The 11,488-nt window shown below is 47.5% G+C and carries 10 protein-coding genes; 4 read left to right on the top strand and 6 right to left on the bottom strand.

Annotation, left to right across the window (positions count from 1 at the left end):
* Positions 1-445 precede the first annotated feature (445 nt).
* A complete protein-coding gene (locus OZX72_RS07315; protein ID WP_277158043.1) occupies positions 446-1,756 on the bottom strand; it encodes a hypothetical protein in 1,311 nt (436 codons plus the stop codon).
* Entirely contained in the window at positions 1,749-2,588 is an 840-nt protein-coding gene (locus tag OZX72_RS07310; RefSeq protein ID WP_277158042.1) for a DNA adenine methylase, read from the bottom strand. The genes OZX72_RS07315 and OZX72_RS07310 overlap by 8 nt, the downstream gene beginning before the upstream one ends.
* Positions 2,589-2,807: 219 nt before the next feature.
* Here OZX72_RS07310 and OZX72_RS07305 point away from each other — a divergent pair, with 219 nt between their 5' ends.
* Positions 2,808-3,215 carry a hypothetical protein gene (locus tag OZX72_RS07305; RefSeq protein ID WP_277158040.1) on the top strand — a complete coding sequence of 136 codons (408 nt, stop codon included), beginning with the start codon at positions 2,808-2,810 and terminating at the stop codon, positions 3,213-3,215.
* A gap of 271 nt (positions 3,216-3,486) precedes the next feature.
* On the opposite strand, the gene OZX72_RS07300 is transcribed toward OZX72_RS07305, so the two are convergent.
* The 3 genes from OZX72_RS07300 to OZX72_RS07290 form a co-directional block, all read right to left on the bottom strand.
* Positions 3,487-4,683: an ATP-binding protein gene (locus tag OZX72_RS07300; RefSeq protein WP_277158039.1), complete on the bottom strand. Its 1,197-nt coding sequence runs from the start codon at positions 4,681-4,683 to the stop codon at positions 3,487-3,489.
* A 150-nt stretch (positions 4,684-4,833) separates the two neighbouring features.
* Positions 4,834-5,889, bottom strand: coding sequence for a Gfo/Idh/MocA family oxidoreductase (locus OZX72_RS07295; RefSeq protein ID WP_277158038.1), 1,056 nt, complete (start codon positions 5,887-5,889; stop codon positions 4,834-4,836).
* 85 nt (positions 5,890-5,974) lie between these two features.
* Positions 5,975-6,997: a bile acid:sodium symporter family protein gene (locus tag OZX72_RS07290; protein WP_277158037.1), complete on the bottom strand. Its 1,023-nt coding sequence runs from the start codon at positions 6,995-6,997 to the stop codon at positions 5,975-5,977.
* Between the two features lie 593 nt (positions 6,998-7,590).
* Here OZX72_RS07290 and vsr point away from each other — a divergent pair.
* Positions 7,591-8,007: a DNA mismatch endonuclease Vsr gene (gene vsr, locus OZX72_RS07285; RefSeq protein WP_277159406.1), complete on the top strand. Its 417-nt coding sequence runs from the start codon at positions 7,591-7,593 to the stop codon at positions 8,005-8,007.
* A 68-nt stretch (positions 8,008-8,075) separates the two neighbouring features.
* Here vsr and OZX72_RS07280 read toward each other — a convergent pair whose 3' ends face one another.
* Positions 8,076-9,065 (bottom strand): LacI family DNA-binding transcriptional regulator, encoded by a 990-nt coding sequence (locus tag OZX72_RS07280; protein ID WP_277158036.1) that lies wholly within the window; start codon positions 9,063-9,065, stop codon positions 8,076-8,078.
* Between the two features lie 201 nt (positions 9,066-9,266).
* Here OZX72_RS07280 and OZX72_RS07275 point away from each other — a divergent pair, with 201 nt between their 5' ends.
* Complete coding sequence (locus OZX72_RS07275; RefSeq protein ID WP_277158035.1) at positions 9,267-10,565, top strand: extracellular solute-binding protein; 1,299 nt, start codon at positions 9,267-9,269, stop codon at positions 10,563-10,565.
* Positions 10,562-11,488, top strand: a complete 927-nt coding sequence (locus OZX72_RS07270; protein ID WP_277158034.1) for a sugar ABC transporter permease — start codon at positions 10,562-10,564, stop codon at positions 11,486-11,488. The genes OZX72_RS07275 and OZX72_RS07270 overlap by 4 nt, the downstream gene beginning before the upstream one ends.

Here is an 11,488-nt window from a genome sequence, read left to right as displayed (position 1 = left end):
CACAAAGACCAGACACTATACCTAAGCGCGGCAAAGTCGCCCGTTCCGTCATCGCTGAGTTCTGACTAATTTGGGGGTGTCTCTATAATGTAGAGACACCCCCAAATGGATTATGCATCAATGTTTGGAAATTTCTTCAAATATTGAGAAAAAGCGTCAGCTTTTTGAACGGCAAGAAACGCACCAAGATTGATTTCTGATATTGTCGTCTCCCATATTCCGGAAGCCGAATGCGCTTAACGGCTTTTCTTCCCCGCAATGGGGGCATACTCTTGTAGGTTCATGCCCGTTATACCCATTTGTTTGCAAGTTTGGTCGATCGTTGTTTGTCCTTGCAGCCTTCTTTATCGTCGTTGCTCTACAAGATAATAAATAGAAGTCCTATGTAGAATATTCCGGTATTAAAGAATCTTGTTGCATCCGTTTGCTGAGTTCTATATTACTTTTACTCAGTATCAGTAATGTCAGGTAAAGAGCAAATCCAATGAAGCCAGCCATCCACACTGCTTATTCTACGGCGTAATGTTGCTCCAGGTGCACAAACATTGAGATCAGTCATCAGGCTTTGAATCTCATCTACACTGGAATAATCTCCATTATCGATAATCTCACCATATAAACGATGGAAAATCTCGTGTTTCAGCATCTGTCTAACGAAACCAAGCTGGCGTTCGCGATAAGGCAGGGATAATAAATGATGCCCTAAAGGTGTCAAAACGGTATGTTGACGACGAGAACGATCAAAAAGGCCAAGATATTCACCCGCTGCTAGGTAGTAGTCCCCTTGTCGCCTGTCGAAATTCATATACTCAGCAACGTCTTCAGAATTGACTCCTCTTTCTCTGGAAGGGTCATCGAGCCATTCAAGAATTGCTACAACCCGCTCGAATCTATCTGCTTGAATGAATGGCGGATTAGCCGGATCCTCACGATTGTCATCGGTTTCAACGGTGGTGTCTTCATAAAGATTAGCTAAATCATCAGATGTAATGCTTGTGTCTTCAAAGGTGTAAGAGCGTTGATTGACAAGATGAATTGAAGAATAATTATTTGGATCGGTAAATTCATATTCGAATAGGTGATAGATGAGATTAGTGTATTGAGAGAAAACTAGCCTGATAGGTTTCTGCACACGTTTCAGCCAACGACGGTATGGATAATAGAGTTGTCGTATGTGAAAATCTGGATGTGGTACATTTTTGGCTTCCATGATAATTATGGACTCGTCATTTTCGAAGCCACCATCAATTTCGAGCTGTGCGTGATCAACATTGACATGCAGTGAGGTACCGCTAAATCGATCAACATAAAAATCAAAGTCATCTGTACCCATACGACCATTAAAAGTCTCAACGGTGTCAGGAGTACCAAGAAAATCATCGAGCATATGACTGATGATTTCGACGTTGATGGCGTCCGACTCCGAACTAATTTGTTGAGGACTGATGGATTCGAATTCCGGGAAATCTAAATGTGTCGATTGATCGTGCGATTGTGGTGGGAAAGATTTATACAAATTGATGTCTGATACTATATAACCCTTCCTTGAGGTTGGAAGAATGTTCAAGTTTGCGTTGCGAAGACAAGGGGGTAGGCTTTCCGTTGCATCCCATTTAGCCATTAGCCGAGGTTCTCGATATTTCCGGATCATATCGGCAGAAATATCGAAATAACCGTTACTAGATACTTTATCTTTAATATTGTAGTCGTTAAGTAAAAGTTTCCAAGCTTCCTCGGCTGAATATTTGTTACCCATAAATCAGCACCTCATTAATTTCGCCTCGCCGATCAGCACGTGAATTAACTACCCTGCGTGCCTTTACTTTTGTTATCTTGTATTCAGAATATAGTTCTCTTATTTCCTCGCAATCGCTATTAGACTCGATAAAATTGACTCCTTTATCATGTAATTTGTCGCACTCTTCTTTTAATTGTTGTTGAGCTTGATAATTAAACCCGCCCTCAGTGTATCCCGTAAATGAGCTTGAACTAGAAATCGGCATGTAAGGCGGATCTAGATAAACAAAAGAATCTGAATTAAGTGTTGCCAAAACCTCTGTATAATCTTCAGAAAAAATCTTTACGTCATTTTCTTGCAGGTACTTTGCCAGTGCTCTTATTCCTACTTCATTGACGATGTCAGGATTTTTGTATCTCCCATATGGACTATTGAATTGGCCTGCTGAATTAACTCTGTATAGTCCGTTAAAGCAGGTTTTATTAAGATAAATTATTCTTGCGGCTTTATCGATTTTTGATTTTTTTGAATAATTCGCATTTCTATCCATGGCGCGAATCTCATAGAAATAATCAGCACCTTTATCGTGGTTTTGTTCTTTGTGTTCCTTAAGCCTTTTAACTAGTTCATCCGTATCATCTCTAACACATGTATAAACGTTAATAAGTTCGGAGTTTGCATCATTGATAATTGCATGTTTCGGCTTCAAAGCAAGTAATACTGCACCTCCACCGAGGAATGGCTCTACATAAGTTTTATCGGTTGGGATTGAAGGTACGATCTCATCAAGTAGCTGCCTTTTACCGCCAACCCATTTCACAATTGGTCTTAATAAATTTTTCCGTCTCATGAGCAACCTATTCCTAGCTAAATAATAAAATAATTCTATGGAGAAGTTGCGACTGAATCGGTTCGGACCGAGTTGCGAAGTCATTACTTTTAAGTTAAGACAGTAAATAATAACAAGAAGATGATACTCGGCAGAGTCTTTAGATTTGAATAATGAACAGAATCTATTTTTTGAAGTATTCTTGAGAAAAGTTAAATATTTCTCTTATAGGAGGCTAAGTTGGAGCAACTTAATAAAAGTGAAGTGAAAATTAAATATTCAGGATGGAACGGAGTGGAGCCTACACGTTTTTGTGTAAATTGTGATTTAGAGAAACCCCTATCTGAATTTGGTTATAGAAATGTGAATAAGAAAAAAGAGGGGGCGGATCGAGATCCCAAAGTGATAATGCAATCTTGGTGTGATGAATGCAGACCAAAAAAAGAAGGGGAAACTTCTAATGAATATCGACGCGTTTCAACTAAGAATACTAAATTAGTTCGAATAACTATTAGTAGCTATGATACTATCCCATTTAAGACTTGCAGTAGCTGCCATAATGAGTATCCATTAGCGAAGTTCAGCTGGGTTAGAGATAATGCTGGTCATGTATCGTTATCGGAAACGTGCGTTAGCTGTTCAAAATAATAAATACTAGTCGATTTTCCATTTTGTTCTAATATTGTTGAATAGAATGGAACGCTATTTTTTTAAGGTCAAATGATGTCGCAATAATTAGCTTTTGAGTAACCCTTATCTGAACACTTACTTGAGGTCTAAGGCATTTTCGATTTGCCTCATTTTGAGCTTTCGGTTTTATCTCATTGCGGATGGCAATGGCCGAGGCAAAATCGTGTTTACAACCTGTGAATCGTAATTAAATAATTGAACAAAATATGGTGCTGGTAGCTTACTTTTATTATCGTTTAAGCAACCAATCAAGGGCGTAAATCTGTTGAATGCCGTTGTGACTGGTGGGGAGTTCGTCGTCTAGGGTGATGAGGGTTTTGGGGTAGTTGTCATCGAGGGTACGGAACGACGAGAGTTCGCGTTCTAGAGTTTTGGGGTCGCGTACCGATTCTGAAACCTGATAATAGGCCGGGCCGTCTGTGCCGTTGGTGACGAAATCAATTTCGCCTCCTGCGGATTGGCCGATGTACACCGTTCCCGCTCGGCGTTTGAGTTCGAGAAATACGATGTTTTCCAGAATTCTGCCGGTGTCGCGCACGTTTCCTGAAACGAGTATGCGGCGCAGGCCCATGTCCACAACGTAATATTTGCGTTCCTGCTTGAGGATGCGCTTGCCTTTCACGTCATAGCGCTGCGCAGGGTAAAGAATGAACGCGGAGCACAATGCCTCGAGTAGATTCGCCACTGTTGGCGACGAGATACGTGTGCCGGCGGAAGTCATGGTGTCGCTGATAGTTTTGGCCGCAGTGAGATCGCTGATATTGTCGAACATGAAGCGAGTGACCGCTTCCACCGCTCCCGCGCGCGTGCCGCCAAGGCGCTGTGAGACGTCTTTGATGAGGATAGTGTTGAGAATGCCCTCCAGATAATCGTGAATAAGTGTGTCGTCGCCGCTGAATTCTGTGGTCGCGGGGAAGGAACCGTCATGGATATAGTGAGACCAAGTGCGCTGCGCCGATTCGTCTTTAGGCGCGGCCGAACGATATTCGGCGAACGAAAGCGGCATGACCGGTATCTCAACGTATCGGCCTGAAATGAGTGTGGCAAGTGTGCCGCTCAGCAATGTTGCGTTCGAGCCAGTGACGTAAAGGTCGATATTGGAGCGAGTCTGCAGACTGTCGAGAACTTTTTGAAAGTTCGGCACGTTTTGGATTTCGTCGAGCATCACATAGTACGTACCTTCGCTTTGGCAGCGATCGATGATGAATTGATGGAGCCGGTGATAATCAAGCAGTGGTTCGTTTTCGAGACGTTCCAGATTAATTGAGATGATATGGTCTTGTGAAATCTCTGAAGCAGCAAGTCGGTTGGCGAACAATTCCAGAATGGTTGATTTACCGCAGCGTCGTACGCCGGTGACTACTTTGATGACGGGTTTGTCTTTCCATTGCTCCAAGTGGTGGAGATATTGCGGCCTATCAATCATAGTTCCTCAGATACTTACGTAAGTTAAAAAGTATTTTTAAACTTCTTATAAAAATATAGCAAGTTTAAAAATGCTTTTCAACTTATATGAAAACTGCATTAGGTTAAAAAGTATTTTTAAACTTGCTGTTTTGCTGAAACCTGCTTCTGTTTATTCGAATGGGTACTTCAACCCCCACTTACCGCGAATCTGGTCCATGAGCTTCATGATGCGCAGGGTGTCGGCGTGGGGCATTTCGACGCATTCCGTCTTACCGTCGAGGATGGCGTTGGCGGAAGCTGCGACCTCGTACTCGTAGCCGGTGAGTTGGGCGGGAACGTCGACGTGGCGGGTCAGCTTGTGGTCGAGGTCGTAGAGATTGATGCCCTCGATATTGTTGATGTTCTGGCAGACCATGTAGCCCTTGGTACCCCAAATGGCGCCGGAACGGTCAGAGGCGCAAAGCATTGAAGCCGTGGCGGTGGCCATCACGCCGTCGTTATAGTGCAGCGCGATGGAATCGGTGGCGTCAACGCCGGTTTCGTAAGGAACCATCGAGGTCGAAATGTCGGAAATCTTGCGCTCGCTGGTATCAGCGCCAAGCGCCATGTCGAAGAAATTCAGCGGATAAACGCCGACATCGAGCAGTGCGCCGCCAGCCATTTCGGGGTCAGTCATGCGGGCCTTGTGCGTGGTGGGGTAGCAGAGGTTGGCAGTGGCGGCCTGTACCTCTCCGATTTCACCGGACTTGATGAGGTCGGCGACGATACCACGCGAAGGCATGTAGCGCGTCCAGATGGCTTCAGTGCAGAGTAGACCGGTTTCCTTAGCGACGTCGAGCAGTTTCTGTGCCTGCGAAGTGTTGGCAGTGAATGATTTCTCGACCAGAACGTTCTTGCCGGCCTCGAGGCACGCGATGCCCTGTTCGGCGTGCAGCGCGTGCGGCGTGGCGATGTAGACGAGGTCGACCTTCGGGTCGGCCAGCAGTTCGTCGTAAGAGCCGTAGGAAACGTCGAACCCATACTTTTGCGCGAAATCTGAGGCGTGATCGGCGTCGCGTGCGGCCACGGCGTAAGGCTCAATCAAGTTGCTATACCGTGAATCGCCGGCCATCTCGACCAGTGTGTTCGCCATCGATTTGGCGATGCCTCCGGCCCCAAGAATCGCGACGTTGACCTTGAGCCCTTGTTCTTCTGCCTCTGCGCGTTTGCCGTTCAGCCTGCTCATGAAAACCTCCCTGTGAATCATGCTCAAAAAAATACTTATTATCCATGATTCACAAGGAGGTGTACATCAGCGATTTCTGTAGCGATTAATCCGCGTTGTCTGCCTTAGCGTTAGGGGCTTCGTTTGCTTCGCTATCGTCAGCGACCAAGCCCTTCTTCTCGTCGTGACGACGCCACCAGGAGGAGAGCACCGAGCCGGAAATGTTGTGCCAGACGCTGAAGAACGTCGAGGGAATCGCGGTGATCGGTGCGGCGGCGAACGAGGTCAACGCCAAAGTCGCGCCGAGGCCGGAGTCCTGCATGCCGACTTCGAAGGTGATCGCCTTCTGCTGCGCGTAGCCGAAGCCCTTCGGATAAACCTTGTACATGAGTCGCGAGAAGCCGAATCCGAGTCCGTAGCCGCAAAGGTTGTGGAGGATGACGACGGGGATGGCCAGCGCGGTGGCCTTGCTGAAGAGGCCCGCGTGGTTGGCGGCGACGACGATACCGATGATCAGGAGAATCGCAGTCTGTGAGATGATGGGCAGTACTTCGGTCACCTTCGAAATCTTGTCCTTGAAAATCGTGTGGCAGATTACGCCGAGGGCGACAGGGATGAGCACGACTTTGACGGCGGTGAGGAACAGCGATTGCCAAGGAATCGCCACATACTGCGAGGCAAGCAGCTGCATCAAAAGCGGAATCATAAACGGCGCAAGCAGCGTGGAAAGCAAACCGATGGAAACGTCAAGCGCCACGTCGCCGCGTGCGAGGAAACTCATCACATTCGACGAAGTGCCGGATGGGCAGCAACCTACGAGGATGACGCCCACGGCGAGTGGTCCATCGAGATGGAATATCCAGCAAAGGGCGACGGCGACGAGCGGCATGATGACGTAATGGGCCACTGTGCCCACAATCACCATTAGCGGCTGCTTCAGAATTCGTGCGAAGTCGTCAAGCGAAAGCGTCAGGCCCATGCCGAACAGCACAATGCCCAGAAGCCAGCTCGTGTCGTGCTTGGCCCATTCGCTGGTTTGCGGCACGAAATAATTGAACACCGCCCAGACGATGACGATGAGCGTGAACCATTTCGTGATCCAATCCGCTACCTTTTTCACCTTTTCCATCTTCTCTCACTTCTTTCTCTGTTTTTGGTGTTGAGTGCCATGCTAGGTAGACGTTGGGCGAATTGATTGAGTTGTCTCAAAAATAGAAAACTTGTTTCATATAGTGGACTCTTGATTCGGCGATATAGCTATTTAAAGGCATTTCTGGCTATAGATCGCGGGATTACTGGATTCCGTTGGACTTCTGTCAAGCGTTCGCGAGCAACCTGCCGGGATGTCCGTTTCTGTGATTTGTCGCAGACTGAAAGTGGAATGGAACTGTGGCACAGCAATCAGAAACGGTGAACGACAAGACATCTTCGACCCAGAAGGACGTTTTCGCCGACACTTCTGTTGCTATAAAGCAGTCGATGAAACATGGCAACGATGATTCGGTGAAGATAGGAGATTCCCGGGAAACTCGGGAGGCCGCGAAACTGTCGGCGAAACGTCGCAAAAGTGGCTCGGTAAAGGCTCTCGCGGAGTCCAAAGAAACTCAGCAAATTGCAAAGTCAACAAAGAAACGCGGCAAAGGTGGCACCCGAAAAGCGAGGAAGTCCGGCAAATCAGCCAAGACTGCCGAAAAATACGAACGCGGCACCCGCAGCTATACGATGTCGCATATTCGCGGCAAGAATACGAAAATCGAAGTCCTCGTTCGTTCTTATCTATTCCGACGCGGGTTGCGCTTTCGTAAGAATGACAAGCGCTATCCGGGCCATCCAGACATCGTGCTGCCCAAGTGGCGCACGATGGTGTTCGTCAATGGCTGTTTCTGGCACATGCACGAAGGCTGCACGAAATTCTCGATGCCTAAGTCCAACGTCGAGTTCTGGACAGCCAAGCTCGTGCGCAACCACGACCGCGATATCCGCCAGCATGCCGAACTCGAGGCTGCCGGTTGGAAGGTGCTTGTCGTCTGGGAATGTGAGTTGAGCAAGGCCCGTCGCGAGGAAACGTTGGATCAGCTCTATCGGCAGATTGTCGGAATGGATGGTACCAATCCCGTAAATCGGGGAGATGACAGATGAACCTCTCGAGAATTCCGAGACGGCTCCATTCCATTTTTAAACGGTAAATAAATTCTAAATGTTGCCTTTTATTTCTTTTTGCTGTTATTGATCGGGGCAATCTCACCTGATCCTCGTTCGATGAGTTTCGTCGGCAAGACAATATGGTGAGCTTCGCTTGTGTCGCCTTCCAATCGATTGAAAATCTGCTGTGCGGCTACGGTTCCCAATTGGTTTGCATCTTGTGCGACGACAGTAATGGCAGGATCGACGATATCGAAAAGTTCATTGTCGTCGAATCCCACTAAAGCGACATCATGTTCTTTCTTGAGGTTGTGTAATGCGCGAATTGTCTCTCTGGCAATCAAGTTCTGAGCAGCGAAGATTGCTGTAGGAGGATTGCTTCCTGCTAGAATCTGTTTGACGGCGGGAAATACGGTTTTCTCGTCAAGATTATTGATTACGATGGCTTTGCCTTTCGAGCCTAATTGTTTTGTAGCTTCAAGGAATCCGCGTTGCCTTTCGTGAACGGTAAACACTTGTGGATCCGCTCCGAGATAGGCAATTCTTGTGTGGCCGTGTTCCATGAGATGACTTGTGGCGAGAAAAGCTCCTTGGAAATTGTCAGCCATGATTGAATCGGCCGATATGCCCAACGGCGGGCTATCGATAAAAGCGACGACAAGGCCTCTTTTTACTTCGGGCAGTAAGAATGACTGATTGGTGATTGGCGTGACCAAGGCTAAGGCGTCGATACGATGGCTCAGCATCGTGGTGATGATGTTGTGATCTTGCTCGGAATCTCCAGTGAGTGCTGATGCCAACACGAGATTTGAATGTTGAGTGGCAATTGTGTCGATGGCCCAATGGATGGTGCTTGAAAACGGATTGGCCTTAGAGCCCACCAATACCCCGATGGTATTGCTGCGTTTGTTGTTCCGCCGCAAGTTGGCGGCATGCGAGTCAGGAAGGTAATTAAGTTCGTTGATCGCTTCAATCACTTTTTCATGTAACTCTTTGGAAACGTAGCGTTCTCCGTTGATGACACGGGAAACGGTTTTGGGTGAGACCTTTGCCAATTGTGCTACGTCCTGAAGGGTTGGGCGCGAAACAGGCAAAGGGTCTTCTCGTGTTGAAGGTGGCTTTATTGGTGGTTCCACAGTAAGACACTTTCGTGAATTGACTTTAATTGTTTCTTAGTCTATCATAGCTGACAACGATGTCTGACATCGTTGTCAGGTTGTAGAAGACAACCTCTCGTTTACATCAAGGAGGAGTATATGAGAAGTGGCAAAGTGGTAAAAGCTCTGTCGATTGTGGCTTCAGTAGCCATGCTGGCCGGCATGTCGGCCTGTGGCGGCAATGCGAAGTCATCTTCCGACAGCAACACAATTACTTGGCTGAGCGCACGTCCGGCGAGTGAAGGGACAATCAAATCCATCAATGCCATCGCCAAAGAATATGCGAAGAAGCATCCTGGGTTTAAGCTTCAGTTCCAGAACATCTCCGACCGTAATTCCTACAATCAGAAGCTGAAGGTCTTGGCTTCAAGCAACCAGCTGCCGGATATGTGGGACGCGGATCCTGATCCTTATTTCAAGCAGCTCGTTTCCAATGGCAAGACCGAAGACATCGGTGCGCTATACAAGGAACTTGGTGTGCAGAACAAGTTCTATAAGATTTCGACGGACTATCCGAAGCTTGACGATGGTTCTCTGCATCTGATTACTTTGAGCGCTAACGCCGAGTATTTCTTCTATAACAAGGATGCGTTCAAAGCTGCGAATATCACAGAAGCGCCTACGACGTTTGATGAGTTCCTGCAAGACTTGCCGAAGCTGAAGCAGGCTGGGTATACGCCGTTGGCTGTTGATGGCAAAGATCAGTGGCCGTTCTATCGCTATCTCGGTATGCTGCCATTCCGTGAAACTGGCAATACTTATCTTGACCAGTTGAAGGACGGCAAGGTCTCTATGGGCAATCCTACTGGTAAAGAGGCCATAGAATTCCTGAAGAACGTTTCCCAGTACTTCCAGGAAGGTTTTACCAACACCGACGCTACCGCTTCGCTCAATCTGTTCAAGAGCAAGAAGGCGGCAATGACCTATGACGGTACTTGGGATTTGCCTGAACTTGTTGGTCCTGACGGCAACTTGAAGTCCGACATCGGTTATTTCCGTATGCCGATTCTCAGCAGCAAGGACAAGACAAAGCCAACTGATTTCTTCGCAAACTCCGGTATCGGGACGGCTATTTCAAAGGGTAAGTTGACACCTACTCTCAAAGACTTCCTGAAGTATTTCTTCAAGAACTATGGTGATGTTGCGTTCAATAAGTACGCTACGATTCCGTCGGTGAAGCCTGATACCGAATCCGGTGCTCCTCAGGTTTACCGTGACATCCTCAAGGATATCGCTGGTGTTAATACGTACGCGAAGGTTTGGGATGTCCAGCTCGACAGCAACACCACGAGCGTGCTAGGCCGGCAGTGCCAGAGCCTGCTTGTCAACCAAGGCAATGAGGCTACTTTCATCAGCAGCGTTGACCAGGCGATCAAGCAAAACAAGGAGTCGAAGTGAGATCAGCGTTGCATTTAAGCAAGGCTGAAGTATCTCCGCGCGTGTCTGCCAAGAATCATCGGCAGACACGCGGTGGGGGTGCCGCATGGCCTTATTTCATGCCTGCTGTGGTTGTATTCACCATTATTGTGGTTGTTCCAATCCTGTGGACATTGGTGGTCAGCCTTTTCAAATGGAATGGCATTGGTGGAATGAAATTTGCAGGTTTGGCGAATTTCCAACACATGATTTCAGATCCTGTATTCCGTCAAGCCTTTGTCAATAATCTGATTTTCACCTTGCTTGGTACGTGTGCTCAGATGTTTGGCGGTCTCGTCATGTCGTTGCTGCTCATCTGTATCGAGCATTTCCGCAATTTCATGCGTACGGTTTATTTCGTACCTTGTGTCATTTCTTCCGTGGCCATTAGCCAGATTTTCTCTCAGCTTTTGGCAGTGAGTCCTCCCGGAGTCTTCAACTCGATCATCCAGGCTTTCGGAGGGCAGCCCCACGCCTTCCTTTCGGATCCGAAACTTGCTCTGGTCCTTGTCACGCTCATTGATGCATACAAGTTCGCTGGAATTTACATGGTGATTTACTATGCGGCCTTGCAGTCGGTCGATCAGGAGGTCTTGGAAGCGGCGTTGATAGATGGGTGCAATTGGTGGCAACAGCTGATTTACATCAGGATTCCGCTCATTCGTGCCGTTGTCGAGGTCAGCATGGTCATGCTCGTTTCCGGCTGCCTCAAAGGCTTCGATGTTTCGTATGTGTTGACCGCTGGTGGTCCTGGCTCATCCAGTGAGTTGGTGTCGACGTATCTTTACAAGACGATTTTCCTTTCCGGCAACTTCGGCTATGGCAGCGCCATCAGTGTGTTCTTGGCTGTCGAATGCCTTGTGGCCATTTGGATTCTTCGCAAGCTTTTTGGCAAGGATGAATAG

This window comes from Bifidobacterium sp. ESL0769 (assembly GCF_029395495.1).
Taxonomy (GTDB): domain Bacteria; phylum Actinomycetota; class Actinomycetes; order Actinomycetales; family Bifidobacteriaceae; genus Bifidobacterium.
Note: the sequence above shows the minus strand (reverse complement) of the source record. Positions and strands in the feature narration are given on the sequence as shown.